Source organism: Rhizobacter sp. AJA081-3 (assembly GCF_017795745.1).
GTDB lineage: Bacteria > Pseudomonadota > Gammaproteobacteria > Burkholderiales > Burkholderiaceae_C > Piscinibacter.
Map to the genome: position 1 here is coordinate 1,588,685 of NZ_CP059067.1, position 26,333 is coordinate 1,615,017.

Genomic DNA, 26,333 nt, shown 5'->3' on the forward strand with positions numbered 1-26,333 from the left:
CCGCGGGCCCGCTGCGCTCAGCGCGCGAGCGTGCCCGTGCTCTGCGGAAAGCGCGCCTCGAGCGCACCGAGGAATTGCTTGAAGTCGATCGGCTTGGTCCAGTAGTCGGCGAAGCCGGCCTGCAGCGCGCGCTCGATGTCCTCGGGCATCGCGTTGGCCGACAGCGCCACGCAGGGGATCTGCGCCGTCTGGGGCTGCGAGCGCAGGCGACGCAGCACCTCGAAGCCGTCGAAGTCGGGCAACTGCATGTCCACCAGCACCAGGTCGGGCTGCAACAACGCGGCGCGCGCCACGCCCGCCGTGCCGGTCGTCTCGCTGGCGATGTCCAGCCCGGACAGGCCGCGCACCAGCTCCTCGACGAGCATGACGTTCACCGGGTTGTCCTCGATGTAGAGGATCTGGCCTCGCTGGCCCTGCAATCGCATCGGCGCGCTGTGCTCATCGTCGACCGACTGCCCGCTGCCCATGCCGGGCTCGGCGCCGGGCAGTGTGACTTCGAAATGGCTGCCCAGACCGGGCGTGCTGCGCACCTCGATGCGACCGCCCATGCCGTTGACCAGGGCGTTCACGATCGTCATGCCGATGCCCGTGCCTTCGATGCCGTCGCGCTCGGCGCCCAGGCGATTGAAGGGCTCGAACAGCCGATCGAGCTGCGCCGCGCTCATGCCGCGGCCGGTGTCGCTGACGGTCAGCCGAACCTCGTCGCCATGCGCACCCGCCGAGATGCGCACTTCGCCGCCGGGCCGGTTGTACTTGATGCCGTTGGTGAGCAGGTTCACCAGCACCTGCAGTGTTCGAGTGCGATCGGCGTGGGCCACGCCGTCGACCTCGCCCGGCAGCAGCCGCACGCCCTGGCGCTGCGCCAGCGCGGCCACGAGCGGGATGGCCTGCCCGACCAGCCCGGCCAGTTCGACCGGCCGCGGATCGAGCCGCAGGCTGCCGGACTCGAGGCTGGACAGGTCGAGCACGCCGTCGATCAGCGTCAGCAGGTGCTCGCCGGCCGAACGGATGTGGCCGAGCTTGGCGCTGCGCGCCGGGTCTGGTTCCTCGACCTGCAGCAGCTGCGTGAAGCCGAGCACGGCATTCAGCGGCGTGCGCAGTTCATGGCTCATGCGTGCGAGGAACTGCGACTTGGCCTGGCTGGCCCGTTCGGCCACGGCCGTCTGCTGGCGCGCAGCCTCCGCTTCCTTCGCGTCGGTCACGTCCCAGTTGACGCCGATGCGCCGCAAGGTTCGGCCCTGGTCGTCGGTGACGGCGATCGAGCGCGAGGCCAGCCAGCGCACGCTGCCATCGGGCAGCAGCACGCGGAACTCGTAGCGCAGCGGCCAGCGGTCGCGCATCGCCTGCGCAGAGGCGTCGACGTTGCGCTCGCGATCGTCAGGGTGAAGCAGGGCCAGCCGCTCGACGCGCTGCGGCGGGTGCTGGCGCGGGGCCAGGCCGCGCAGACGGAACATCTGTTCGTCCCAGCGCTCGGCCTGCGTCTCGAAGTCGACCTCCCAGGTGCCGATGCCGGCGCTGCGCGCAGCCAGCGCGGCGCGCTGATCGGCGCTGCGCAGGGCCTGCTCGGCCAGGCGGCGGTCGGTGATGTCCAGCGTCACGCCGAAGATCATGGTCTTGCCGTTCCAGTTGCGGTGGCGCGCGCGATTGACCAGCCAGCGCACCTCGCCGCCCGGCCGGACGATCCGGTACTCGTGCTCGACGGTGGCGTCGGGCGAAGCCAGCAGCTCGTTGCGGGCCGTGCGCATGCGCAGGCGATCGTCGGGATGGATGATCTCCTCGACCCACTGCGTGCGGCTCGGCGTGCCGCGCTCCGGCGGCCAGCCGCTGAGCTCGAACATCTGCGGGTTCCATTCGCCCGACTCGGTCTCGGGGTCGCGGCTCCAGATGCCCAGGCCGGCCGCGCCCGTGGCGATCTCCAGACGCAGCGCAAGCTCGCTGGCCTCTCGCTGTCGCTCCACCTGCTCGGTGAGATCCAGTGCCACGCCGAGAAAGGCCAGCGGCTTGCCGTCCGGGGCACGTTGCACGACGCGGCGCGTCAGCACATGGCGCCAGCTGCCGTCGCTGCGCCGGTATCGTGCCTGCATGTCGGTAGGTCGGTCGGAGGCGAGGGCACGCTGAGCCGATGCCAGCACCTCGGGCAGGTCATCCGGGTGGATGTAGGAGCGAACCTCCTCGATCGACAGCCCGTCGGGCCGAGCTGGGATGCCCAGCACCGCGTAGGCACGATCGTTGTAGTGCATGCGGTTGGAGAGCAGGTCGTGGCGCCAGATGCCGATATCGGCGAGTTCGACGGCAAGCCGCAGTTGCGCGCTGGCGTCGCCCAGCGATCGGGCCAGATCGTAGATCTGGGTGTCGTCCATCATGACGCCAACGACACGCTCGGCGCTTCCGTCCGATGCGGCCTTCACCTCCCATTGCGAATGGATGCGGCGCACCGAGCCGTCCGGCCGCAGCACGCGGTAATGCTGCGCATAGCGCCCCGGCGCCGCCATCGATTGGCCGTAGGTGCCGGTGAAGTGGTCCTCCGGATGGATGCGGCGCGTGGCCTCCTCGAGGCTCGGCGTGCCTTGCGCCGGATCGAGTCCCCAGAAGGCGAACACGTGGCGGTCCCAGTGGCCGCGCCCGGTGGCGACGTCTCGCTCCCACAGGCCGAGGCGGCCGAACTCCTGGGCGATGTCGAGCTGTTCGCGAAGCCGGGCCGCTTCGGCGGCTTGCGTGCGGCGCTCGCCGACATCCTCGAGCACCCAGGCCAGGCCCTCGTCGGTGCGGCGTGCCTGGACGCGGAACCAGCCCCCCTGCAGATGCAGCTCGGTGCTCGTGAATCCTTCGGCACCGAGCGCGCCGGCCATCGCGCCGGTGGGGTCGAGCGAGGTGATGCGATCGCCCTCGCGAACGTCGAAACGTTCGCGAAACGCCGCGTTGCACGCGAGCAAGCGTCCGTCGGCGGACGACAGGGCGAGCAGGTCGCGTGACAGCTCGAGCCAGGCCGCGAGCAGCTGCGGACCGGGGGAAACCGACGCAGTCATGGGCCGTCTCGAACGATGAGCGAAGAAGATGATGCCGTGCTGCCGCGATTCACGCGGCGAGTCTACGACGCGGGACAGCGATGCAGCGGGCGCCGAACGCGAACTCCGACCTACTCTGCGGCGACCTGCAGCACCAGCTTGCCGAAGTTCTGCCCGTTGAACAGTTTCAGCAACGTGGCCGGGAAACTGGCCAGGCCTTCGACCACGTCTTCCTTGCTCTTCATGCGGCCATCCTTCAGGTAGCCGGCCATCTCGGCCACGGCGAGGGCGTAGCGATCGGCGTAGTCGAACACGACGATGCCTTCCATGCGCGCGCGATTGACCAGCAGCGAGAGGTAGTTCTTCGGGCCTTGCACCGGCGTCGTGTTGTTGTACTGGCTGATGGCGCCGCAGATGACGATGCGTGCCTTCCGGTTGATGCGCGCCAGCACGTGGTCGAGGATGTCGCCGCCGACGTTGTCGAAGTAGATGTCCACGCCGTCCGGGCAGTGCTGCTTGAGGCCGTCGCGGACGCTGCCGGACTTGTAGTCGATGCAGGCGTCGAAGCCGAGCTCGTCGACCACCCAGCGGCACTTGTCCGGACCGCCGGCGATGCCTACGACGCGGCAGCCCTTGATCTTCGCGAGCTGGCCCACGGTCTGGCCCACGGCACCGGCCGCGCCGGAGACGACGACCGTCTCACCTGCTTTCGGCTGGCCCACGTCCATCAGGCCGAAGTAGCCGGTCATGCCGGGCATGCCCAGCACGTTGAGCCACTGCGTGTCGGTACCCAGGCGCGGGTCGATCTTCACGATGCCGCTGCGCTTGATCTCGCCAGCCGGGATCAGGCAATACCCCTGCACGCCCAGTCCGGCGCTGACACGGTCGCCCACCGCGAAAGCCGGGTTCTTCGATGCGACCACCACCCCGATGCCGCCGGCGCGCATTACCTCGCCGATGCCCACCGGCGGGATGTAGCTCTTGCCTTCGTTCATCCAGCCGCGCATGGCGGGGTCGAGCGACAGCGACAGGGTGCGCACGAGCACGCCGCCATCGCCGGGCAGCGCCACCGGCTCGCTGGTGAACTTCCAGTCGCTGTCCTTGGGCAGGCCCACCGGGCGGGCGGCCAGGCGGATCTGTTGGTTCACGGTGGTGGCGAGGTCCTGCATGGGGTTCACTCCTGACGAAGAGCGCGGATGTTAGGTGTGCGCTGCGGGCCGCGGCGTCGCCTGGGTGACGCCTCGCGGGATTGTGCGGACGAAAAAAAACCGCGGTCGGAGCCGCGGCTTTCTTTCGCGGGCCGAAGCCCTGCGGTCACAGCGGGCGGATGTTCGCCGCTTGCAGGCCCTTCTGGCCTTGCTTGACTTCGAACTCGACGCGTTGGTTCTCGGCCAGGGTCTTGAAACCATTGCCTTGAATGTCGCGGAAGTGGGCGAACAGGTCGGCACCGCCAGCGTCTTGCGCAATGAAGCCATAGCCCTTGGCTTCGTTGAACCACTTCACGGTACCGGTTTGGGTCGTCATGGACGTATTCCTATCTATCAATCAAAAATGAAGAACATAAAGCACGGCAGTGCCGGCGCACGCAGCACACTCAAGCGACGAGAAGGGGATTTCTAGCGATGCCGACTGCGTGGGACGCAGTGGAAGGATGGAGATCACGAACAATCGAGACTTGCGTATAACTGTGTCCTGTAATGTACACGACACGACAGAGGCCGTGTGGACTGATCGTGACCTGCGCCACGAATGCGCGTGCGGCATGGTCACCAACTGTGCGGCGGTCACATCACGAAGGACTTTGCGGTCGTCGCTGTGGGATGCTTCCGGATTGGAGGCGGGAAGGCCCGCCACACTTCCGGAAAGAGATCTCACCATGATGTTCAAGAGCCTGATCACCGTGGCTGCGCTGTCGCTGGCCAGCCTGCATGCCGCCGCCGGCGAACCGACCATCCATGTCAGCGTAGGGGGCGAGATCAGCCCCGGCGTGTACGGTCGCGTCGACTTCGGCAACGCGCCGCCGCCGCCGGTGCTGTACCCACAGCCGGTGGTGATCGTGCGACAGCCGCGACCCGTGGTCGTCCAGCCGGTGTACCTGCATGTGCCGCCGGGGCATGCGAAGAACTGGTCCAGGCACTGCCATCGCTACGATGCCTGCGCGCGGCCGGTGTATTTCGTGAAGTCCGGCGAGTACGAGCCGCGGCGTGGCCATGGCAAAGGCCATGGCAAGGGCCGCGGCCACGACGACTGAGGGCACATCCGTCCCCGCATGTCGTCGTCGGATGTGCCAAGCTCGGGGCCCCAGCGGCCCCGTCTTCATTCATGCGCCTGTCCGTCCTCGACCAATCCATCGCCCTCGAAGGCCAGGGCCAGGACGCGGCCATCCGCGACACGTTGTCGCTGGCCGCGCATGCCGAAGCGCTGGGCTACGCACGCTTCTGGCTGAGCGAGCACCATGGCCTGCCGAGCATCGTCGGCTCGGCCCCGGAGATCCTGATGGCGGCCATCGCTGCACGCACGCGGCGCATCCGCATCGGCAGCGCCGGCGTCATGCTTCCGCACTACAGCGCGCTGAAGGTGGCAGAACAGTTCCGCGTGCTGGAAGCGCTGGCACCCGGGCGGATCGACCTCGGCGTGGGTCGCGCCCCCGGAGGCGACATGCGCATCGCGCAGGCGCTCAACCCGAACGCCTACGGTGCGGCCGAGCACTTTCCGGAGCAGGTCCGCGACCTCCAGGCCTGGACCTCGCAGGCTTCGCACCGTGGCCTCACCGCGCATCCGCTCGGACCGCACGCACCGGAGGTCTGGATCCTGGGCAGTTCGGACTACGGCGCGCAGCTGGCCGCGCACCTTGGCCTGCCCTATGCCTTCGCCTACTTCTTCACCGACGGGCAGGGCGTCGAACGCGCGCTGGAGCTCTACCGCAGCCTGTACCGGCCGAGCGAGCGGCACCCGACGCCGCAGGCCACCATCTGCGTGTGGGCGCTGGTGGCCGAACGCGGCGACGACGCACGCCACCACGCGATGAGCCGCGAGCACTGGCGCATGGCGCGGATGCGAGGCGAACTCGGCCCGCTGCAGGACCCGGACCGCATCGCCGAACGCGGCTTTCGCGCCGAGGACGCCGCCGCGCTGGAGGCGATGCGCGCCAAGGCCTTCGTCGGCGCCGTGGCCGAGGTGTCGGGGCGGCTTCGCGCTCTGGCCGCCGAACTGGAGCTCGACGAACTGGTGATCAACAGCTGGTCGTTCCACAGCGAAGTGCGGCGGAACTCGTATGCGCTGCTGGCGAGAGAGTTCGGCCTCGAAGCCGAGGCGGGCGCATGAACACGATCGACTTTCTGCTGCGCGGCGAGTACATCACCCTCGATGCCCTGCTCAAGGCCACCGGCCTGGCCGGCAGCGGCGGCGCCGCCAAGGCCATGGTGGCCGACGGTCGGGTTCAGGTGGACGGCCGCGACGAGCTGCGCAAGACCTGCAAGATCCGCGCGGGCCAGGTGGTGGCGGTGACCGGCACGCGCGTGCGCGTCATGGCCGATCCCGATGCGCCGCCGCCTTGAAGCGGGCAGCATCGGGGTCTGACTTCACCGAGACCTCGACCATGTTCGAAACCTGCATCGCGGGCAGCCTGCCCAAGCCCGCGTGGCTCGCCGAGACCGAGAAGCTGTGGCCGCAATGGCGCGTCGCCGGTGCCGAGCTCGACGCCGCCAAGCGCGACGCCACGCTGCTGGCCATCAAGGAACAGGAAGACGCCGGCCTGGACATCGTCGGCGACGGCGAGCAGGCGCGCCAGCATTTCGTGCACGGCTTCGTCGAGCGCGTCGAAGGCATCGACTTCGAGCACAAGGTGAAGATGGGCATCCGCAACAACCGCTACGACGCCATGGTGCCGCAGGTGGTGGCGCCGCTGCGCCTGGCGGGCCGCGTGCATGCGCTGGAGGCGCAGGCGGCGCGCGCCCACACGAAGCACACGCTGAAGTTCACGCTGCCCGGGCCGATGACCATCGTCGACACCGTGGCCGACCGCTTCTATGGCGACAAGGTCAAGCTGGCCTTCGCGTTCGCCGAACTGCTCAACCAGGAGGCACTCGCGCTCGAGGCCGATGGCATCGACATCATCCAGTTCGACGAGCCGGCTTTCAATGTCTACATGAAGGACGCGGCCGACTGGGGCGTGGCTGCACTGGAGCGCGCCGCGCAGGGCCTGAAGTGCAAGACCGCCGTGCACATCTGCTACGGCTACGGTATCCAGGCCAACATGGACTGGAAGAACACTTTGGGCGAGGAATGGCGGCAGTACGAGCTGGTGTTCCCGGCGCTGGCGAAGAGCCGCATCGACCAGGTCTCGCTGGAGTGCTTCCACTCGCACGTGCCGCCGGAGCTGATGGCGCTGCTGGCCGGCAAGGACGTGATGGTCGGCGTGATCGACGTGGCCTCGGCCGAGATCGAGACGCCCGAGCAGGTCGCCGACACCATCGGCCGCGCGCTGCAGTTCGTGCCGAAGGAACGCCTCTTCCCCTGCACGAACTGTGGCCTCGCGCCGATGAGCCGCGAGGTCGCGGTGAAGAAGCTGCAGGCGCTGGCACGCGGAGCAGAACTCGCGCGCCAGCGCTACGGCGCCTAGGCGGCTAGAACTTGTAGTTCAGGCCGACCGAGTACATGTCGGCGTTGGACTTGCTGCCCAGCGCGTCGAAGCGGTAGCGCTCCCATTCGCCGCGCACGCCGAGCTGCTTGTCGAAGTCGTACTGCACGCCGGCGCCGACCTTGTAGCTCGTGCCGCGGTCGCTGCCCGCGGTGCTGCTGTCGAGCTTGCCGTTGAACAGGCCGACACGGCCCAGAGCCGAGAAGCCGTTGCCCAGCGGAAAGGTGCCCACGGCGTCGGCGTAGAACCCGTCGGCCTTCACGTCGCCCGCGCTGTTGCTGAACTTGCCCAGGCGCGCATAACCCGCCTCGAGGCCGAAGTTCGGCGTGAATGCATAGCCGCCGTAGAGCTTGCCGCCGGTGGAGGAGCGGTCGACCGTCGCTGCGCTGCCCAGGTTGTCGCTCTGGACACGCGAGTTGCCGAGGCTGCCACCGATGGAAAGACCTTCGGCCTGAGCGGCGGCCGCGCCGAGCAGGGACACACACACGAGAGCATTGGCGATTTTCTTCATGGAGAAACTCCGTTTCTTTGGTGAATGCCGGCAGCGATGTCGCCACCGGCATGCACACCTTGCCCCGAGGGCGTGAAGCGGGTGTTCTCCGTGAGTGAAGTAGTGTCCTGGCAGGTAACGCCGGGTGAAAGGCATTGCGGCTGCCATTGCGGCACGGAACCGCACGGTCGTGCGGCCCTCCAAGGCCGGCGTGGGCACGCACCGTGCCCGGGTCGGGTCAGGACTTGGGCTTGTTCGAGCCCGGCTTCTTCGGCTCGGCGCTGCCGGCCTTCGGCTGATCGCCCAGCGTGGTCTTGAGCGGGCAGACCGAGAAGGCAGGGCACTTGGCGCAACCGACGGCCAGGGCAACGGGGCACAGCGTCATGGCAGGTCTCCTCTTGTGATGGAGCCGCAGCATACGCCCGAGCGATGCGGGCATCATTCGGGGATGACCTCCTTGCTCGCACCACCCATCACGTCGCCCGACGCACTCACCGACACCTTGCGCTCGCGGGGCCATGCCGCGCTCTCGCCCTCGGGCCTGGCCCAGCTCGCCTGCCTCGATCTCGACTCGCTCGCCGCCTGGCTGCCGTCGTGGGAGCGTTTGCCGCCCGATGCCTACCTGCGCGACGGTGGCCGCTACCGGCGGCGGCGGCATGGCAGCTTCGTGGCCACCGGCGAGGCCCTGCTGCAGGTGCCGCACCGCGCGCACTGGCAGCCGGTGTCGTACAACGCGCTGCACGGCGGTCTGGAGCGCTGGTTCGAGCCGCTGGAGCCGGCATTGGTGGCGGCTCCGGCCTGGCCGCGGCTCATCGTGTCGCTGGCCACTGCGTGCTCCGCGATCAAGGGCACCCAGCCCTGGTACGTCGAGGCGCATCAGTTCCGCATCGACACCACCGACGGCATCGGCCGGCCCACGCCCGAAGGCGCGCACCGCGACGGGGTCGACTTCGTCGCTGTGATCCTGGTTTCGCGCGAGGGCGTGAAGGGCGGCGAGACGCGCATCTTCGAGGCCGACGGCCCCGCGGGCCTGCGCTTCACGCTCACCCAGCCGTGGACCACGCTGCTGCTCGACGACGAACGCGTGGTGCACGAGACCACGCCGATCCAGCCCGCTGCCGCCGGCGGCCACCGCGACACGCTGGTGCTGACCTTCCGCGCGCATGGCTTCCAGGATCCGGCAGCAGGTTGACGCGGCGCAAAACACCCCTGAGGGCATCAGGGGGAGACTGCCTTCATTCACAAGAAGGAGCCACTCATGCGTGCGTTCACCGATTTCTTCTCCACCGACTACGGCCTGATGAGCGCGGCGGTGATCCTGTTCATGCTCGGCATGGGCGCCTTCTACGTGCGCTACTTCCTCAAGCACATGCACGAGGATGAGGCGCGCGAGCGCGCGGCGCGCAAGTAGCCGCGCTGCTACTTCAGCAGCGTCTGCTGCAGGAACAGCGTCGTCACGTAGAACTGGAAGTCGGCGTTTTCCTTGCGGCGAAAGCCGTGCCCCTCGTTCTCGGCACGCAGGTACCACACCGGCGTGCCGTTGGCGCGCACCTTCTCGACGATCTGCTCGGCCTCGGTGTAGGGCACGCGCGGGTCGTTGCGGCCCTGCACCACGAGCAGCGGGCGGGTGATGCGCGAGGCGTTCGTCAGCGGCGAGATGCGTTCCAGGAAGGCGCGCATCGCCGGATCGCGCTCGTCGCCGTATTCGACCCGGCGCAGGTCGCGCCGGTAGCTCTCGGTGTTGCGCAGGAAGGTCACGAAGTTGGAGATGCCCACCACGTCGATCGCACCGGCGATGCGCTGCGGGTAGGTCGCCGCCACCGCCAGGCTCATGTAGCCGCCGTAGCTGCCGCCGCTGACCACCACGCGTGACGCGTCCAGGCGCGGTTGCGTGGCGATCCAGTCGAGCAGGGCGCCGATGTCCTTCACCGAATCCTCGCGCTTCATGCCGTTGTCCAGCGCGAGGAAGGTCTTGCCGTAGCCCGACGAGCCGCGCACGTTGGGCTGCACGATGGCGATGCCCAGGTCTTCGACGAAGTGGTTGTAGCGGCCCATGAAGCCGACCTCGGCCTGCCCTTCGGGGCCGCCATGGATGTCGATGAGCACCGGCCGCTTGCCGCCGAAGCGCTCGGGCGGCAGGCTCAGCAGGCCGGAGATGCCGCGGCCGTCGAAACTCTTCCAGCGCACGATCTGCTGGTCGCCGAAGGCCTGCGGGTCCACGCCGGGCGCAGCGAGCGCGCGAGTCCATTGCACGGGCGCAGCACCCTTCGCGGCGTTCGGGTCGAGCGACCACACCTCGCCCGGGCCCTTGGCGCTGTCGAGCGAGAAGGCGAGTTCGCCCGCCTGCGGATGGAAGCCGAGCGCGCGCACACCGCCTGGCGGCAGCGCCGGCGCCGGCCGCTCCTTGCGCGAGCGGGCATCGAACAGGCGCACCTCGCTGCGCCCGTCGACGTTCACCTGCGCGGCGAGCAGGCGGCCGTCGCGCGAGGCGCCGATCTGGTCGACGTCCCAGGCCACGTGGCGCGACACCGGCAGCAGGCGGCGCCGGCCGAGGTCGTACAGCGCGAGCTGCCTGAACTCGCCGTGACGGTCGGTCACCAGCCAGATGCCGCTGTTGTCGCGCTTGAAGCCGGCCGCGAGGAAGCTCGCCTTGCGCTTGCTGCCGGGGGCCGGCAGCAACTGCCGGGTCTTGCCATTGCGAAGGTCGAGCAACCACAGCTGCGACTCGGTGGCCGAGATGTAGCGCGTCAGCGCCACGCGCCGGTCGTCCCACGACACACCTCCCACGCCCCAGCCGGTGCCGGGCAGTTCGGCCAGCTTGCGGCGCTGGCCCGGATTCGCCGGGTCGATCAGCGTGAGCGTCTGCCGGATTTTCTCGCGGCTGCCGCCCTGCGCGGTGCGGTCCAGCGGCACCGAGCCGACGAGCAGCTGGCTGCTCTTGTGCAGCCAGCCCTGGATCTCGTGCCGCTCGGTCGGGTCGGTCAGCAGCGTCACCTGGCGATCGGCGACGTCGAGCCGGTAGACCTGGTCGGCCTCGTCGCCGCCGTTGCTGCGCTCGAACACCAGGTACTCGCCGCGCTGCGGCTCCCAGCTGGCGACGCGCACCGGCTCGGAGAAGTCGGTCAGCGCCTCGGGCTCGGCCATCGGCGCCGTGACGCGGAAGAGCTGCGTCGTGCTGCCGCCCGCCTTGCGGTGCGTGACCAGCATCTCGCGGCGTGTCGGGTGCCACTCGAGGAAGCCGTGGCCGCGGAAGTCGGTGTAGCGCGCCACCTGCTGCGCCAGTGCTGCCGGGATGGGCGGGATGTCCTGCAGCACCAGGTTCGGGTTCGGCACCACCACTGCCTCGGCGGCGGGAGCGGCCGGGGCTGCGGCAGGAAGCGGCGGCGGCGCCGGCGGCAGCGCCGCGCAGGCCACGAACAGCAGGGTCGGTACGGTCAGGGCGAGGCGGCGCATCGGGTCGAGTTCAGGCGGACGAGGCTGCGCATTCTGGCGCCATTCGCCCGCGCCTCGCGAGATCAGGCCAGTTCGCGCACGTCGCCGATCGGCGGGTCGCCGAAGTCGGGCCGTTCCAGGCAGGCCAGCACGCGCGCCGCGGCCGCATCGGCGCTGGTGAGCTGGCCTTCGCGCTGCAGCGCGACGAAACGCTCGCGGTCGGGGAAGGCCTGTGCATCGGCCAAGCGCAACTGCACCTGCATGTCGGTGTCGATCACGCCGGGGGCCAGCGAGAGGACGCGGGCGCCATTGGGCACCAGCGCTTCCTCGAGGGCGAGGCAGCGCGTCAGGTGGTCCATGCCGGCCTTGGCGGCGCAGTAGGCGGCGCTGCTGGCCATGGCCCGGCGACCCAGCCCCGAGGAGATGTTGAGCACGCGGCGCTGGCCGCTCCAGGCCCGGGTGGCGTCGAGAAAGGCGGCGCACAACAGCGCGGTGGCTTCCAGGTCGATGCGCAGCGTGCGGGCCAAGCCGGCGAGGTCGGCATCGCGCAGCGCGCTCGGCGAATCGATCGCGCCGGCGTTGTTGATGAGCACGGCGCGCTCGAAGCGCTGCGTGTCGAAGGAGGCCAGCGTGTCGCGCAGCCGCTGTGCGGCAGGCAGCGCTTCGGCCAGGTCCACCGACCACTGTTCCAGCGTGGCGCCACGCGCCGCGGCCTGGTTCGCCAGCGCCTCGTTCGTGCGCCGCGACAGGCCGATCACCACGTGGCCGGGCACCAGCAGGCGGGCCGCGATGGCCTCGCCCATGCCCCTCGAATGGCCGGTGAGGATGTAGAGCTGCGCGGCCACCGGCTCAGGCGCTCAGGCCGCAGCCATCTGCTGGATGCCGGCGATGGCCCACTCGCGACTGCCGTCCAGCGGACGCACCAGGTGCCACACCTCGTCGAACGGCGTCGCGCCGCTGTCGCGCAATTCGCGCACCAGGCCATGGAAACGGACGCTGACGACCTGGCGCTCGGTCTCCTGCGCCACGTCGAGCACCTCGGCGTCGATCTGCACCACGTCGGTCTGCTGCGGCGTGTTGCCGCGCTCCTGCAAGTCCAGGCGGATCGAGGCGAACAGTTCCGGCGTGGTGAAGGCGCGCAGGTCGTTCAGGTCGGCGCTGTCGTTGGCGGCCTGCATGCGGATGAAGATCATCTTGGCGATGCGCTCGAAGCCGGCGGCATCGAAGTCGGCCGGAACGTGGCCCGATGCTGCCGTCACCGGTGCCATCGCCGTCGCGGTTGTGGTTGCGGGCTGGGCCTGCGCCGTGCGCCAGGTCGTGGTGTCGGCCGGCAGCGGTGCGCCGGCGCCCGCCAGCCGCATGCCGGCGGGGGCGGTGCGGTTCGACGCGAAGCGGCGCATCAGCAGACGCACCACGAACACGGCGACCATCGCCAGCAGCGCGATCATCATGATGTTGGCGAGTTCATCGCCGAAACCGAAGTGGCTGGCCAGCGCGGCCAGGCCCAGGCCCGCGGCCAGGCCGGCGATCGGGCCCATCCACGAGCGCTTTGGCGCCGCTGCGGCGGCTGCCGCGGGCGCCGCCGGCGAAGGCGTGGCGGCGTTCTGCGCCGGCTTGGCCGGCAGCGAGTCGGGCGTGCTGCGTGCCGGCAGGTCGCGCTTGAGGCCGGCGCTGCCGCCGCCCCCCAGGCGCTTGGCGTCGGCCACCGAAGGCAGCAGGGCGAGCGAGCACAGGGCGAGCGAGAGAGCGAGGAGCCAGCGTTTCATGGTGTCGTCAATCCTTCGGGCAGGTCAATCCAACAAGGGGCGCGCGGATGATACGCACAGGGGCTGGCGCGTGTGCCAAAGCCCTGGCCGAAGATGGGGCGGACGGCGTGCATTGCAAGCCACGCTGCCGATTGACCCTGTGCTTCTCGCGTGCCACACTGACCGCCTTCGCCGGCCAAGCCCTCCTTGGCCACCGATCCACCCGAGCCTGAGGAGACGCGCAATGAAGACGATTGACCTTGCCCCCTCAGTGGCCGCCGCCTGACGCGCCTCGGGTTTCTTCCCTTCGAGCTGTTCGAATCCTGACCTGAGCCGCGGCCCCTCGCGCCGCGCCCGTTTCCGCCTTGTCCGTACCCCGTGCGCCGCGCGGGGCCGAACGGCGTGCGCTCGCGCATGCCCTGCGAAACACAGGTTCTTCCACCACCATGATCGATTTCGATTTCGAGCGACTGCGCTCGATGGGACTCACTCCCGCACTGGCCAGCCGCGCCACGGCCTGCGCCAGCGAACCCCCACTGGCTGAACTGGCCTGCCGGCTGATGCGCCTGACCGTGCTGCACCGCGAGACGCTGCGACTGCACGACGGCGAGAGCGAGATCAGCGCCCGCGTGATGCCGCGCCTGGCCCGGACGCTGTTCGACGCCGAGGACTCGCTCGCCGCCGGCGACTGGGTGCTCTGCGTGCTCGATGCGCATGGCGCGGCCTGGGTGCACGAACGCGTGCCGCCATCGACGCACCTGGTGCGCCGCGATGCCGACGGGCGCCGCCACCCGGTGGTCAGCAACATCGACACGGCCCTGCTCGTGATGGGGCTGGACGACGACTTCAACCCGCGGCGCCTGGAGCGCTTCCTGGCGTTGGTGCAGGGCAGCGGCGTTCAGCCGGTGATCGTGCTGAGCAAGGCCGATACGCTGGCGGATGCGCGCGCGTTGTTCTGCCGCATGCAGGAACTGCGCGAGCGTCTGCCCAGCGGCGTGGAGATGGTGGCCGTGGATGCACGCGACCCCGAAGCGGCAGCCTGCCTGGCCGGGCACACGCTGCCGGGCCGCACGCTGGCGCTGCTGGGCACGTCGGGTGCCGGCAAATCCACGCTGACCAACACGCTGCTCGGTGAGCTGCGCCAGGACACCGGCGCGGTGCGCGAGAGCGACGGCCGCGGCCAGCACACCACCACGGCGCGTTCTCTGTTCCGCCTGCCGGGCGGGGCCTGCGTGATCGACACGCCGGGCCTGCGCGCACTGCGGCCCGATGCAGACGAGGCGAGGGTGGCAGCCACCTTCGCCGACGTGGCGGCGCTGGCCGCGCAATGCCGCTTCCGCAACTGCACGCACCGCGAGGAACCCGGCTGCGCCGTGCGCGAAGGCGTGGAGAACGACCGCCTGCGCAACTACCACAAGCTGCTGCGGGAGGCCCGGCGAGACACCATGAGCGCGCTCGAGCGGCAGCGCCAGGTGGCGCAGTGGAAGGCGCGCGGACGGGCCGGCAGCGCCCGCGCCAAGGCCAAGCGCGAGCCGACCTGAGCCGGCGTGCGTCGTCTCAGGCCGCCGCGGACTCCCGGCTGTCCTGCGCGCTCTCGCCGTGCGGCGTGCAGGCGGCCGAACCGCAGCCGCTGATCTCGGCGGCCGGCAGCGCCTCGGGGCGCGCCACCGCACCGGTGCGCGGGTCGTGACCGACGCTGCGCAGGTGCAGCGCCAGGCCCGCGTCCATGCTCTGCGCATGCTGCGGAAACCACTGGGCGAGCTCGCTCGACATCATGCGCAGCAACTCGAGGTCGCCGGCCTCGGCGCGCTTGAGCCCCTCGCGCATCACGTTGAGCACCACCTGGTGCTGGACGCTGTGGCAGTTGCCCGATGCGAACCGGGTTTCGCGCATCCAGCGGTCTTCCTGCCCGAAGTGCACTTCGGTGTGCTCGATCAGCGTCTGCCATGCGGGTAGCAGCGCGGCATCGCCCGCGGCGTCGACGGCGGCAAGTAGATCGACGAACTCGCGGTGCGTGTCATCCATCTGGGGCAGATCGAGCGAAAGCGCTTCGGACCATTCGAGCACGGGCATGTGGGGGCTCCACGTTTCGGTGACCGGCAGGCTAGTCGGCTGCCGACGCCCGTGCCTTGAGTCAGGTCAACCCGGACAGGATCGGGCCGTCGCAAAGTGATCAGTCGCATCACGAAGAAGGACCGAACGCATGGCACGCACGACCGCCACCGCCCGCAGCACCCCGCGCAGCACCTCCGGCACCGCGGGCAAGACCGCCTCCGCAGCCCCCGCACCGGCCCGCCCTCGCGGCCCGCGCCGTGCCGCGCAGGGTGACGTGATCGACGGCCAGGACGCGCGGGAGCTGGAGAAGGAAGTGGTGTCGCAGGCGGTGCAGGCGGCCAGAGGTGCCCAGGTGGCGGCCCTGGGTGACATCCTCGAGCGTGGCCATGACGCGCAGGAGACCGCCCGGCAGCTGCGAGCCATCCTCGAGGGCGCTTCGCCCGACGATGCCGCGGCGCTTCGCCGCGAGCTGCTCGAAGGCGCGCAGGCGCTGCAGCGCAGCCGGCTGGTCAAGCCCGACGAGGAACTGGCGGCCGACTGGCGCAACGGCGCCTACCCGTACAAGAACCTCATGTCGCGCAAGAACTATGAGGCGCAGAAGTACCTGCTGCAGGTCGAGCTGCTCAAGCTGCAGGCCTGGGTGAAGGAAACCGGGCAGCGCGTGGTGCTGCTGTTCGAGGGCCGCGACGCGGCCGGCAAAGGTGGCGCGATCAAGCGTTTCATGGAGCACCTGAATCCGCGCGGCGCCCGTGTCGTCGCGCTCGAGAAGCCGAGCGAGACCGAGCGCGGCCAGTGGTACTTCCAGCGCTACGTGGAACACCTGCCCACCGCCGGCGAGATCGTCATGTTCGACCGCAGCTGGTACAACCGCGCCGGCGTCGAGCGGGTGATGGGCTTCTGCAATGCGCACGAGTACGAGGAGTTCATGCGCCAGGCGCCGGACTTCGAGCGGCATCTCGTGCGCAGCGGCATCCATCTGATCAAGTTCTGGTTCTCGGTCAGCAAGGCCGAGCAACGCCGCCGTTTCAAGGAGCGCGAGGCGCACCCGCTCAAGCAGTGGAAGCTCAGCCCCATCGACATGGCCTCGCTCGACAAGTGGGACGATTACACCAAGGCCAAGGAGGCGATGTTCTTCGAGACCGACACCGCCGATGCGCCATGGACGGTGATCAAGTCGGACTGCAAGAAGCGCGCGCGCCTGAACGCGATGCGCTACGTGCTGCACAAGCTGCCCTACACGAACAAGGACCTCGAGCACATCAAGCAGCTCGATCCGCTGCTGGTGGGCCGGGCGCACGTGGTCTACGAACGCGGCGAACGCACCAGCGGCGCGATCCTCTAGCGCAGCCGGCGGCTAGAACGGCGCGGCGCTTTCGAAGCTCAGCGCGCGGCCGTCACCCGGGTGCACGAAGTCCAGGCGGGTGGCGTGCAGCAGCAGCCGCGGTGCCGCCGCGGCAAGTCCGGGCGGTGCATAGAGCGTGTCGCCGAGCAGCGGGTGGCCGATCGCGGCGAGGTGCACGCGCAGCTGGTGCGTGCGGCCGGTGAGGGGCTCCAGCGCGAGACGCGTACCGCCGGACACCAGACCCCGTTCGAGCACCCGCCATCGTGTGAGAGACGGCTTGCCGTGCGCGGCATCGACCATCTGCCGCGGCCGGTTCGGCCAGTCGGCGGCCAGGGGCAGGTCGATCTCGCCGGCCTCGCCTTGCATGTCGCCCGCAACGATCGCTTCGTAACCCTTGCCGACCTGCCGCTGCGCGAACGCGATGCTCAGCCCGCGTTGCATCTCGACGCCGCGTGCGAACAACACCAGCCCCGAGGTCGCCATGTCGAGCCGGTGCACCACCAGTGCGTCGGGCCACTGGTCGCGCACGCGGTGCCAGAGGCAGTCGTGCAGCTCGGCCGGCCGGCCCGGCACGGTGGGCAGTCCGGCCGGCTTGTCGGCGACGATCAGAGCGTCGTCGTGATGCAGGATCACGGCGGGGTCTCGACCAGCCGGTCGCGCCGCGCCAGCGCCGGGAACCAGCGCACCCACAGCGCCGCGATCGCCATCGAGCCCAGGCCGCCGAGCACCACCGAGCCCACCGGCCCGAGCAGCGCCGCGGTGACGCCCGACTCGAATTCGCCGAGCTGGTTGGACGCACCGATGAACACCGAGTTGACCGCGCTGACGCGGCCGCGCATTTCGTCCGGGGTCTCCAGCTGCACCAGCGATTGGCGGATCACCACGCTGACCATGTCGGCAGCGCCGGAGATGGCCAGCATCAGCATCGACAGCAGGAGCTGCGTCGACAGCGCGAAGCCCAGCATCGCGGCGCCGTAGACGCCCACCGACGACAGCAGCACGAAGCCTGCGCGCTGCCGGATCGGCCAGTGAGACAGCGCCAGCGCGGTGACCAGCGCACCGACGGCCGGCGCGGCGCGCAGCAGGCCCAGGCCCCAGGGACCGACGTGCAGCACGTCCTTGGCGAACATCGGCAGCAGCGCGCTGGCGCCGCCGAGCAGCACGGCGAACAGGTCCAGCGAGATCGCACCGAGCACGACCTCGCGTTGGCGCACGAAGCGCACGCCGGCGAGCAGCGTGTCCAGCGTGGCGGCACCGGCGATGCGTGCCACGTGCTCGTAGCGCACGCCGAGCACCATCGCGCAGGAGAGCAGGAACAGCGCGGTGCAGCTCGCATAGACGGCCGGCGCGCCGGCCACGTAGACGAAGCCGCCAAGCGCCGGCCCGGCGATGATGGCGCCCTGCATGCCGGCCGAACTGAAGGCCAGCGCCCGTGGCAGCACCTCGGCGGGTACGAGCAGCGGCGTGATCGCCTGCTGCGCAGGAAGCTGGAAGGCCTTGGCGGCGCCGATCAGCACCGACAGCGCCAGCAGCAGATCGCGGCTGGCCCAGCCCTGCCAGGCGGCCAGCGCGAGCGCCGCGGCCACGGCGGCCTGCAGCGCCATGCAGGCGGCGAGGATGCGCGCGCGGTGGTATCGATCGAGCACATGGCCTGCGACCAGCACCAGCAGCAGCGAGGGCATGAACTGCATCAGGCCGACCAGGCCCAGGTCCCAGGCGCTGGCCGTCAGGTCGTACATCTGCCAGCCGATGGCCACCATCAGCATCTGGTTGGCCGAGGTGCCGGCCAGGCGCGCGAACCAGAAGCGCATGAACGCGCGGTGGCGCAGCAGCGACTCGCTCAACGCTGGTAGGCCCCTTGCATGCGAGCCGAATCGAGGTGGTGCATGCCGGGCTTGCCGGACAGCGTGGCTGCGATCAGCGCGGCGGCGACATCGCGTGCGTCGATGGGGCGAACGCCGCGCGGCACCAGGCCCATCACCGGTCGCAGCAGGCGCATCGTCCACAGCTCGCCGGCCCGCTCGGGTTGGCCGAGCGCGGCACGGTCGCCCACCAGCAGCGAGGGCTGTGCAAAGTTCACCTGCTCGAAGCCGAGCACGGCGACGTCGGCCTCCATCTCGCCCTTGACGCGGTTGTAGAACACCCGCGACTTGCTGTCGGCGCCGAGCGCCGAAACGATGGCGATGCGCCGCGCGCCGGCCTCGCGGGCGGCACGCGCGGTGGCCAGCACGAAGTCATGATCGACCTGGCGGAAGGCCGCCTGCGAGCCGGCGACCTTGATGGTGGTGCCCAGTGCGATGTACACGTCGTCGACCTTCGGCACCCGGTTCAGGTGCGCGAAGTCGACGTTGTGCAGTTCGAGCTTGGGGTGCGACTCGATGCCCGGCGCCGCTCGGCGCAACAGCACGTGCACGCGGCTGACGGACGGATGGTTCAGCAACTGCGGCAGCAGTGCCCGGCCCACCAGCCCCGTCGCGCCGGCCAGCAGGACGGCGCGGGGCAGGGCAGCGGGCCTGGCGGTCATGCCCCCGACTCTACGCGTGCTCAGCGCGGCTTGGGCTGGGTCAGGCGCGGTTGCGGCTTGCCGCCGCCGCGCTGGTCGGCGCCACGCGCCGGCGCCGGGCCGCGGCCGGGCTGCTGGGCCGCGGGAACGGCGTGCGGCGCGTGCGAGCCGGCCGGGCGCGCCGCGGGGGCGGCAGCCGGGCGGCTGTCGTTGCGCGGGCGATCCGAGCGAGATTCATTGCGGCCATCGCCACGACCGCCGCGGGGCGCGCCCTGGCCACCGCGCGGAGCACCCTGGCCGCCGCGCGCGGGCGCATGGTGGCGGTGGCCGCCGCGGCCGGCGCCTTCGCCGATCACCATGCGGCCCAGCACGATGGGCTCCGGGCGCTCGCCGCTGGGCGGCTCGAAACCGGGCACCACCTCGCGCGGGATCTCGCGCTTGATGAGCTTCTCGATGTCGCGCAGGAAGCCGTTCTCGTCGACGCACACCAGCGAGATCGCCTCGCCCTGGGAGCCGGCGCGGCCGGTGCGGCCGATGCGGTGCACGTAGTCCTCGGGCACGTTGGGCAGCTCGAAGTTGACGACGTGCGGCAGCTGGTCGATGTCGATGCCGCGTGCGGCGATGTCGGTGGCCACCAGGCAGGTCAGGTCACCGGCCTTGAAGTCGGCCAGCGCCTTGGTGCGCGCGCCCTGGCTCTTGTTGCCGTGGATCGCCATGGCGGTGATGCCGCTCTTCACGAGGTGCTCGCACAGGCGGTTCGCGCCGTGCTTCATGCGCGTGAAAATGAGCACCTGGTGCCAGTCGTTGGACTTGATGAGATGGCACAGCAGGTCCTTCTTCATCTCGCGGCCCACCGGGTGGACCTTCTGCGCGATGGTGTCGGCGGTCTGGTTGCGGCGTGCCACCTCGATCAATGCCGGCTTGTTCAGCAGCCGGTCGGCCAGGGCCTTGATTTCGTCGCTGAAGGTGGCCGAGAAGAGCAGGCTCTGCTTGTGCGCCGGCACGATGGCCAGCACCTTCTTGATGTCGTGGATGAAGCCCATGTCGAGCATGCGGTCGGCTTCATCGAGCACGAAGATCTCGACGTGGCTCAGGTCCAGCGTGCGCTGGCCGTGGTGGTCGAGCAGCCGGCCGGGCGTGGCCACCAGGATGTCGACGCCGCGCCTGAGCTTGTCGATCTGCGGCTGCATGCCGACGCCGCCGAACATGACCATGCTGGTCAGGCCGGTGTACTTGCCGTAGGTGCGCACGCTTTCCTCGACCTGGGCGGCGAGTTCGCGAGTCGGGGTGAGGATCAGGGCGCGGATGGGGATGCGGCCGCGGCCGTCGCGCACGGCGGGCTTGGCCATCAGGCGCTGCAGCATCGGCAGCGTGAAGCCGGCGGTCTTGCCGGTGCCGGTCTGCGCGCCGCCGAGCAGGTCGCCGCCTTGCAGCACGACCGGAATGGCCTGGGCCTGGATGGGGGTGGGGGTCGTGTAGCCGTGTTCGCGGATCGCGCGCAGCAGGGGCTCGGCGAGGCCGAGAGTGTCGAAGGACATGGAGTTCCGTGAGGAGATCGGCCTGTCGCCCGGATGTGGGCGCCAGTCGCAGGCAGAGGGTGCGGGGGGCGCGAGGCCCGGGTCGGAAACGACGTCAGCGCAGTGACTGGGTGCTGCGATGGTGGCGCGATTCTACCTGCGGCTCCGATTTCATGCCGGACGCCAGCTCGCGCCCTTTGTCACGCCCAGGCGCAGCGTGAGCCAGCCCGCCAGCGCGAACGGTACGCCGACCCAGGCCAGGCGGTCGAAGCCGACGGTCAAGGCCGCAGGGCCGCCGATCGCCGCACCGAGCGCCGTGCCGATGTAGAGCATCGAGGTGTTCAGCGACAGCAGGATCGGCGCCTGCGCTGGCGCCAGCGCCGCCAGGCGCGACTGCTGCGGCGACATCATGCCGAAGCCGGCGATGCCCCAGACCACGAACACCAGCACGATCAGCGCGTGATTGCCGCGCGTCAGCGGCACCAGCAGCATCATCGCCGCGAGCACGGCGAGCTGCACCGTCAACGTGCGTCGCGGTCCGAAGCGGTCGTTGGCCCAGCCGCCCACCACGGTGCCGACCACGCCCGACAGGCCGAATAGCATCAGCGTGACCGACATGCGCTCGGTCGACATCGGCAGCAGCGCCTGCAGCACCGGCCCGATGTAGGCGAACACGCAGAAGATCGCCACGAAGTACAGCAGCGTGAGCGACAGCGTCCACAGCACCTCGGCGCGGCGCAGCAGATCGCCCAAGCCCTGGAAGCTCGCGCCGGGTGCGGAGATCGTGCGCGGCAGCGCCATCGCGAGCGCGCCGCAGGTCAGCGCCGCCGTACCGGCCACCACCGCCACCGGCACGTGCCAGCCATGGCGGAAGCCCAGCCAGGCGCCCAGCGGCAGGCCGATCACGTAGCTCATGCTGATGCCGATGAAGACCAGCGAGAGTGCCCTCCCGCGCCGCTGCGGCTCGACGAGGGCCACTGCGATGCCGGCCGCCACTGCCGTGAACACCGCGCCCACGCCCATCAGCACGCGGCCAGCCAGCAGCACCGGCAGGCTGTCGGCCATCGCGCAGATGAGGTTGCCCAGTGCGAACACCGCCATCGAGACGACGAGCACGCGTGCGCGCGGCCACCGGCCGGTGAGCACCAGCACCAGCGGCGCGAGCACGGCGGTCGACAGCGCGTAGGCCGTCATGGCCTGGCCGGCCGCCGCGACGCTCACGCCGAGCGCGCTGGCCATCGGCGCCAGCACACCGCCGAGCACGAAGGCACCGGTGCCGATCACCAGGTTGCACAGCGTGAAGAGATAGAGAAGTCCAGGCATGAGGGGGTGTCGAATGGCAGGGGGCGCGTCGGAACGTAGCAGAAAGCGCAGATCGGCGTGCTCCGCGCTGCGCACGCGGTGACGGCGGCGCTCATGGGTGGTGCCACGATGCGCCGCCTGCTCACTTGTCATTGGCGTGGAGCGTGTCCACGGAGAAAGCGCTTCGAAACCCGCATTGCCCCGGCCCGGCGTCGGGACTACATTGATTCGAATCAATTCGCCGATCAGGATGCATGAACTCTGCTCTCAGTGAGGTCCTGGTCGCGCAGTCACCCGACGCGCTCGTCGCAACGCATCCCGATGGCCGCGTGGCACTCTGGAACCGTGCCGCCGAAACGACCTTCGGCTACCGCGCCGACGAGGCGATCGGCCAGACGGTGGCCGAGCTGATCGTGCCGCGCGATCTGCGCGACGACGAGATCCAGATGCGCATGGAGGCGCTTGAGGGCCTGGGGGCCCGCCACGAAGTGCTGCGCCAGCGCAAGGACGGCGTGCCGCTGTACGTCAACTGCAACACGAGCGCTGTCCGCGACGAACGAGGCGAGGTCACGCACTTGGTCAGCCACCTGGCGGACGTGACGGGCCAGCGCGCGAGGCGCGATGCGGACTTCGTGCACGCGCGCTTCCACGCCGTGCTCGACAACGCGCCCGACGCCATCGTGATCGTCAACGGCACCGGGCGCATCGTGCTGTTCAACGCGCAGGCACGCCGCCTGTTCGGCCACGAGACCGCAGCGGTGATCGGCGCGCCGATCGAGCTGCTGCTGCCGCACCGGCTTCAGCGTGCGCACCTGGGCCACCGGCTGGGGTTCCTCGGCGCGCCACGCATGCGGGCGATGGGCGAGGGCCGCGAACTGCACGGCGTGCGCTCCAGCGGCGAGGAGTTCCCGGTCGAGATCAGCCTGAGCCCGATCGACACCGAGGCCGGCCGCCTGGTGATGAGCGCGATCCGTGACATCAGCGAGCGCAAGCGCTTCGAACTCGCGCTGCGCGAGAAGAACGACGAGCTCGAACGCGCCAGCCGCGCGAAGGACCGCTTCCTCGCCACCATGAGCCACGAACTGCGCACGCCGCTGAACGCCATCATCGGCTTCACCGGCCTGATGCTCATGAAGCTGCCCGGCCCGCTCACGCCCGACCAGGAAAAGCAGCTCGGGCTGGTGCAGTCCAGCGGCAAGCACCTGCTGTCGCTGATCAACGACCTGCTCGACCTGGCGAAGATCGAGTCGGGGCGCGTCGAATTGCGGCTCGGTGCGGTGGATTGCGCGCCGGTGCTCGACGAGGTGCTGCAGACGCTCGGCCCGGCGGCACAGGCCCGCGGGCTGTGGCTGCGGCTGGAGCCACGGCCCGACTGGCCGGCCGTGCGCGCCGACCGCCGGGCGCTCCTGCAGATCCTCATCAACCTGACCGGCAACGCCATCAAGTTCACGCATGCCGGCGGCGTCACCCTGTCCGTGCGCGACGTCGACGGCGGCATCGGCATCGAGGTGCGCGACACCGGTCCGGGCATCAGCACAGCCGATCGCGCGCGCCTGTTCGAGGCCTTCTCGCAAGTCGGCGATGTGCAGGCACGCAGTGCCGAGGGCACGGGCCTCGGTCTGCACCTGTCGACCAAGCTGGCCGCGTTGATGGACGGGCGCATCGACGTCGAAAGCGAGGCAGGCCGAGGCAGTTGCTTCACGCTGATCCTCGGGCGGAGCTGAGATGGCACGCATCCTGGTTGTCGAGGACAACCCCATCAATCTCGAGCTGATGACCTACCTGCTGCGCGCCTGGGGGCATGAGACGATCAGCGCGACCGACGGGCAGGCCGGTCTCGAAGCCGCTCGCCGCGACAGGCCGGACCTGGTGGTGTGCGACATCCAGATGCCCGGTCTGGATGGCTACGAAGTGGCGCGCGCGCTGAAGGCCGATGCGGCGCTGTCCAGCGTACCGCTGGTGGCCGTGACCGCGTTTGCGATGGTGGGCGACCACGACCGCGCGCTGCGTGCCGGCTTCGACGGCCACTTCGCCAAGCCGATCGACCCGACGCAGTTCATGGCCGAACTGGCACGCTTTCTGCCCGCGGGACAGGCGGCCCCTCGGCCGTCGCCGACGCCGCCGCAGGGCGAGGTGGCCATGCAGCGGCCGGTCCGCCCGGAACTGTTCGCCCCGGCACCGGGCTTGGTGGTGCTGATGGTCGACGATACCGATGCCAACCTCGCCTTCAAGCTCAGCCTGCTGGAGCCGGCCGGCTACTCGGTGCTGACGGCCGGCGGCGGCGACGAGGCGTTCGCGCTGGCACGCTCGCGGCGCGTCGATCTGATCCTGTCGGACGTGGTGATGCACGACGGCAGTGGTTTCGAACTGCTCGAGCGGGTGCGCTCGGACGCTGCGCTGCACGCCATGCCCTTCGTCTTTCTCACCGCCACGGCGCGAGACGACGCCTCGCGCGACCGCGGACTGGCCCTGGGCGCCGATGCCTACCTGGTGCGGCCGATCGAGCCACAGAGCTTGCTCGCAGAGCTGCGCGAGCAACTGTCCGCCGGCTGAGCGCCAGGGCGCGCCCGCGGGCGGCGGCGCGGCGTCCGGGATAATCGCGGGATTCCCCGCATCCCCGGATCGTCGAGAACCCAATGGCCCAGTACGTCTACACCATGAACCGCGTCGGCAAGATCGTGCCGCCGAAGCGGCAGATCCTGAAGGACATCTCGCTGTCCTTCTTTCCCGGCGCCAAGATCGGCGTGCTGGGCCTGAACGGCTCGGGCAAGTCGACGCTGCTGAAGATCATGGCCGGCATCGACAAGGACATCGAGGGCGAAGCGATCCCGATGCCCAACCTGAAGATCGGCTACCTGCCGCAGGAGCCGCAGCTCGAGCCCGAGCAGACGGTGCGCGAGGCGGTGGAGCAGGGCATCGGCGGCGTGCTCGACGCCAAGGCGCGGCTGGACGAGGTCTATGCCGCCTACGCCGAGCCCGATGCCGACTTCGACAAGCTCGCCGCCGAGCAGGCCGAGCTCGAAGCCATCATCGCCGCGGCCGGCAGCGAGAACACCGACCTGCAGCTCGAGATCGCCGCCGACGCGCTGCGCCTGCCGCCCTGGGAAGCGAAGATCGGCGTGCTCTCCGGCGGCGAGAAGCGCCGCGTGGCGCTGTGCCGGCTGCTGCTGCAGAAGCCCGACATGCTGCTGCTCGACGAGCCGACCAACCACCTGGACGCCGAGTCGGTGGAGTGGCTGGAGATCTTCCTCAAGCGCTTCCCGGGCACCGTGGTGGCGATCACCCACGATCGCTACTTCCTCGACAACGCGGCCGAGTGGATCCTCGAGCTCGACCGCGGCCGCGGCATCCCCTATCAGGGCAACTACAGCATCTGGCTGGACCAGAAGGAAAAGCGCCTCGAGCTCGAGCAGAAGACCGAGGACGCCCGCACCCGCGCAATGAAGCGCGAGCTGGAGTGGGTGCGCAAGAACCCGAAGGGCCGGCAGGCCAAGAGCAAGGCACGCCTGGCGCGCTTCGAGGAGCTGTCGGACGTCGACTACCAGAAGCGCAACGAGACCAACGAGATCTTCATCCCGGTGGCCGACCGCCTCGGCCACGAGGTGATCGAGTTCGAAAACGTCACCAAGAGCTTCGGCGACCGCGTGCTGATCGACGACCTGAGCTTCAAGGTGCCCGCGGGCGCGATCGTCGGCATCATCGGCCCGAACGGCGCCGGCAAGTCGACGCTGTTCCGGCTGATCTCCGGCAAGGAGCAGCCGGACTCGGGCACGGTGAAGATCGGCCCGACGGTGAAGATGGCCTTCGTCGACCAGAGCCGCGATGCGCTGGCCGCCGACAAGACGGTGTGGGAAGACGTCTCCGGCGGGCTGGATAACATCGTCGTGGGCAAGTTCGTCATGCCCTCGCGCGCCTACATCGGCCGCTTCAATTTCAAGGGCAACGACCAGCAGAAGCTGGTGGGCAGCCTGTCGGGCGGCGAACGCGGCCGGCTGCACCTGGCCAAGACGCTGGCGCAGGGCGGCAACGTGCTGATGCTCGACGAACCGTCGAACGACCTCGACGTGGAAACGCTGCGCGCGCTCGAAGACGCGTTGCTCGAGTTCGCCGGGTCGATCATGGTCATCAGCCACGACCGCTGGTTCCTCGACCGCATCGCCACGCACATCCTGGCGGCCGAGGGCGACTCGAAGTGGGTCTTCTTCGACGGCAACTACCAGGAGTACGAGGCCGACAAGAAGCGGCGCCTGGGCGAGGAGGGCGCGCGCCCGCACCGCCTGCGCTTCAAGGCACTCAAGTAGCA

25 protein-coding genes are annotated in these 26,333 nt (G+C 69.8%); 11 read left to right on the plus strand and 14 right to left on the minus strand.

The features are described 5' to 3' along the window. Nucleotides 1-17 precede the first annotated feature (17 nt). The 3 genes from HZ992_RS07555 to HZ992_RS07565 form a co-directional block, all read right to left on the minus strand. Nucleotides 18-3,026, minus strand: coding sequence for a hybrid sensor histidine kinase/response regulator (locus HZ992_RS07555; protein WP_209386053.1), 3,009 nt, complete (start codon nt 3,024-3,026; stop codon nt 18-20). A 110-nt stretch (nt 3,027-3,136) separates the two neighbouring features. Beyond that, nucleotides 3,137-4,174, minus strand: a complete 1,038-nt coding sequence (locus tag HZ992_RS07560) for an NADP-dependent oxidoreductase (RefSeq protein ID WP_209386054.1) — start codon at nt 4,172-4,174, stop codon at nt 3,137-3,139. A 145-nt stretch (nt 4,175-4,319) separates the two neighbouring features. Continuing rightward, nucleotides 4,320-4,529 (minus strand): cold-shock protein, encoded by a 210-nt coding sequence (locus HZ992_RS07565; RefSeq protein WP_209386055.1) that lies wholly within the window; start codon nt 4,527-4,529, stop codon nt 4,320-4,322. A gap of 352 nt (nt 4,530-4,881) precedes the next feature. Here HZ992_RS07565 and HZ992_RS07570 point away from each other — a divergent pair, with 352 nt between their 5' ends. The 4 genes from HZ992_RS07570 (at nt 4,882) to HZ992_RS07585 (ending at nt 7,626) form a co-directional block, all read left to right on the plus strand. Next, on the plus strand, nt 4,882-5,256 hold the full coding sequence (locus tag HZ992_RS07570; protein WP_209386056.1) for a hypothetical protein: 375 nt from the start codon (nt 4,882-4,884) through the stop codon (nt 5,254-5,256). Nucleotides 5,257-5,327: 71 nt separating this feature from the next. Continuing rightward, on the plus strand, nt 5,328-6,329 hold the full coding sequence (locus tag HZ992_RS07575; RefSeq protein WP_209386057.1) for an LLM class flavin-dependent oxidoreductase: 1,002 nt from the start codon (nt 5,328-5,330) through the stop codon (nt 6,327-6,329). After that, nucleotides 6,326-6,562 carry an RNA-binding S4 domain-containing protein gene (locus HZ992_RS07580; RefSeq protein WP_209386058.1) on the plus strand — a complete coding sequence of 79 codons (237 nt, stop codon included), beginning with the start codon at nt 6,326-6,328 and terminating at the stop codon, nt 6,560-6,562. Before HZ992_RS07575 ends, HZ992_RS07580 begins: the two co-directional genes overlap by 4 nt. 41 nt (nt 6,563-6,603) lie before the next feature. Continuing rightward, entirely contained in the window at nt 6,604-7,626 is a 1,023-nt protein-coding gene (locus HZ992_RS07585; RefSeq protein ID WP_209386059.1) for a methionine synthase, read from the plus strand. Between the two features lie 4 nt (nt 7,627-7,630). Here the strand turns inward: HZ992_RS07585 and HZ992_RS07590 are convergent, their stop codons facing one another. Together HZ992_RS07590 and HZ992_RS07595 are read right to left on the minus strand one after the other, a co-directional pair. Continuing rightward, nucleotides 7,631-8,155, minus strand: a complete 525-nt coding sequence (locus tag HZ992_RS07590) for a porin family protein (RefSeq protein WP_209386060.1) — start codon at nt 8,153-8,155, stop codon at nt 7,631-7,633. A gap of 217 nt (nt 8,156-8,372) precedes the next feature. Then, on the minus strand, nt 8,373-8,519 hold the full coding sequence (locus HZ992_RS07595; protein WP_209386061.1) for a hypothetical protein: 147 nt from the start codon (nt 8,517-8,519) through the stop codon (nt 8,373-8,375). Nucleotides 8,520-8,582: 63 nt separating this feature from the next. Between HZ992_RS07595 and HZ992_RS07600 the strand changes: the two genes are divergently transcribed. Then, nucleotides 8,583-9,326 (plus strand): 2OG-Fe dioxygenase family protein, encoded by a 744-nt coding sequence (locus HZ992_RS07600; protein WP_209386062.1) that lies wholly within the window; start codon nt 8,583-8,585, stop codon nt 9,324-9,326. 66 nt (nt 9,327-9,392) lie between these two features. Further along, entirely contained in the window at nt 9,393-9,545 is a 153-nt protein-coding gene (locus tag HZ992_RS07605) for a DUF3149 domain-containing protein (RefSeq protein ID WP_209386063.1), read from the plus strand. A gap of 8 nt (nt 9,546-9,553) precedes the next feature. Here HZ992_RS07605 and HZ992_RS07610 read toward each other — a convergent pair whose 3' ends face one another. The 3 genes from HZ992_RS07610 to HZ992_RS07620 form a co-directional block, all read right to left on the minus strand. Continuing rightward, complete coding sequence (locus tag HZ992_RS07610) at nt 9,554-11,587, minus strand: S9 family peptidase (protein WP_209386064.1); 2,034 nt, start codon at nt 11,585-11,587, stop codon at nt 9,554-9,556. Nucleotides 11,588-11,649: 62 nt separating this feature from the next. Further along, nucleotides 11,650-12,411: an SDR family NAD(P)-dependent oxidoreductase gene (locus tag HZ992_RS07615; protein WP_209386065.1), complete on the minus strand. Its 762-nt coding sequence runs from the start codon at nt 12,409-12,411 to the stop codon at nt 11,650-11,652. 12 nt (nt 12,412-12,423) lie between these two features. Further along, nucleotides 12,424-13,332 carry a Tim44 domain-containing protein gene (locus HZ992_RS07620; protein ID WP_209386066.1) on the minus strand — a complete coding sequence of 303 codons (909 nt, stop codon included), beginning with the start codon at nt 13,330-13,332 and terminating at the stop codon, nt 12,424-12,426. 425 nt (nt 13,333-13,757) lie between these two features. On the opposite strand from HZ992_RS07620, the gene rsgA reads away from it, so the two are divergent. Continuing rightward, nucleotides 13,758-14,852 (plus strand): ribosome small subunit-dependent GTPase A, encoded by a 1,095-nt coding sequence (gene rsgA, locus HZ992_RS07625; protein ID WP_209386067.1) that lies wholly within the window; start codon nt 13,758-13,760, stop codon nt 14,850-14,852. Between the two features lie 16 nt (nt 14,853-14,868). Here rsgA and HZ992_RS07630 read toward each other — a convergent pair whose 3' ends face one another. Beyond that, nucleotides 14,869-15,384: a hemerythrin domain-containing protein gene (locus HZ992_RS07630; RefSeq protein WP_209386068.1), complete on the minus strand. Its 516-nt coding sequence runs from the start codon at nt 15,382-15,384 to the stop codon at nt 14,869-14,871. 130 nt (nt 15,385-15,514) lie between these two features. Here HZ992_RS07630 and ppk2 point away from each other — a divergent pair, with 130 nt between their 5' ends. Further along, complete coding sequence (gene ppk2, locus HZ992_RS07635) at nt 15,515-16,708, plus strand: polyphosphate kinase 2 (protein ID WP_209386069.1); 1,194 nt, start codon at nt 15,515-15,517, stop codon at nt 16,706-16,708. Between the two features lie 12 nt (nt 16,709-16,720). On the opposite strand, the gene HZ992_RS07640 is transcribed toward ppk2, so the two are convergent. The 5 genes from HZ992_RS07640 to HZ992_RS07660 form a co-directional block, all read right to left on the minus strand. After that, nucleotides 16,721-17,341 (minus strand): RluA family pseudouridine synthase, encoded by a 621-nt coding sequence (locus tag HZ992_RS07640; RefSeq protein ID WP_209386070.1) that lies wholly within the window; start codon nt 17,339-17,341, stop codon nt 16,721-16,723. Then, the gene (locus tag HZ992_RS07645; RefSeq protein WP_209387082.1) at nt 17,338-18,519 is read right to left on the minus strand and encodes an MFS transporter; all 1,182 of its coding nucleotides are present in this window, start codon (nt 18,517-18,519) and stop codon (nt 17,338-17,340) included. The genes HZ992_RS07640 and HZ992_RS07645 overlap by 4 nt, the downstream gene beginning before the upstream one ends. 29 nt (nt 18,520-18,548) lie before the next feature. Beyond that, nucleotides 18,549-19,232 (minus strand): NAD(P)H-binding protein, encoded by a 684-nt coding sequence (locus tag HZ992_RS07650; RefSeq protein WP_209386071.1) that lies wholly within the window; start codon nt 19,230-19,232, stop codon nt 18,549-18,551. A gap of 20 nt (nt 19,233-19,252) precedes the next feature. Further along, entirely contained in the window at nt 19,253-20,749 is a 1,497-nt protein-coding gene (locus tag HZ992_RS07655) for a DEAD/DEAH box helicase (protein WP_209386072.1), read from the minus strand. A 150-nt stretch (nt 20,750-20,899) separates the two neighbouring features. After that, entirely contained in the window at nt 20,900-22,051 is a 1,152-nt protein-coding gene (locus HZ992_RS07660; RefSeq protein WP_209386073.1) for an MFS transporter, read from the minus strand. 233 nt (nt 22,052-22,284) lie between these two features. Between HZ992_RS07660 and HZ992_RS07665 the strand changes: the two genes are divergently transcribed. The 3 genes from HZ992_RS07665 (at nt 22,285) to ettA (ending at nt 26,331) form a co-directional block, all read left to right on the plus strand. Further along, nucleotides 22,285-23,754, plus strand: coding sequence for a PAS domain S-box protein (locus HZ992_RS07665; protein ID WP_209386074.1), 1,470 nt, complete (start codon nt 22,285-22,287; stop codon nt 23,752-23,754). Nucleotide 23,755: 1 nt separating this feature from the next. Further along, a complete protein-coding gene (locus tag HZ992_RS07670) occupies nt 23,756-24,583 on the plus strand; it encodes a response regulator (RefSeq protein ID WP_209386075.1) in 828 nt (275 codons plus the stop codon). An 83-nt stretch (nt 24,584-24,666) separates the two neighbouring features. After that, a complete protein-coding gene (gene ettA, locus HZ992_RS07675) occupies nt 24,667-26,331 on the plus strand; it encodes an energy-dependent translational throttle protein EttA (RefSeq protein ID WP_209386076.1) in 1,665 nt (554 codons plus the stop codon). Nucleotides 26,332-26,333 lie beyond the last annotated feature (2 nt).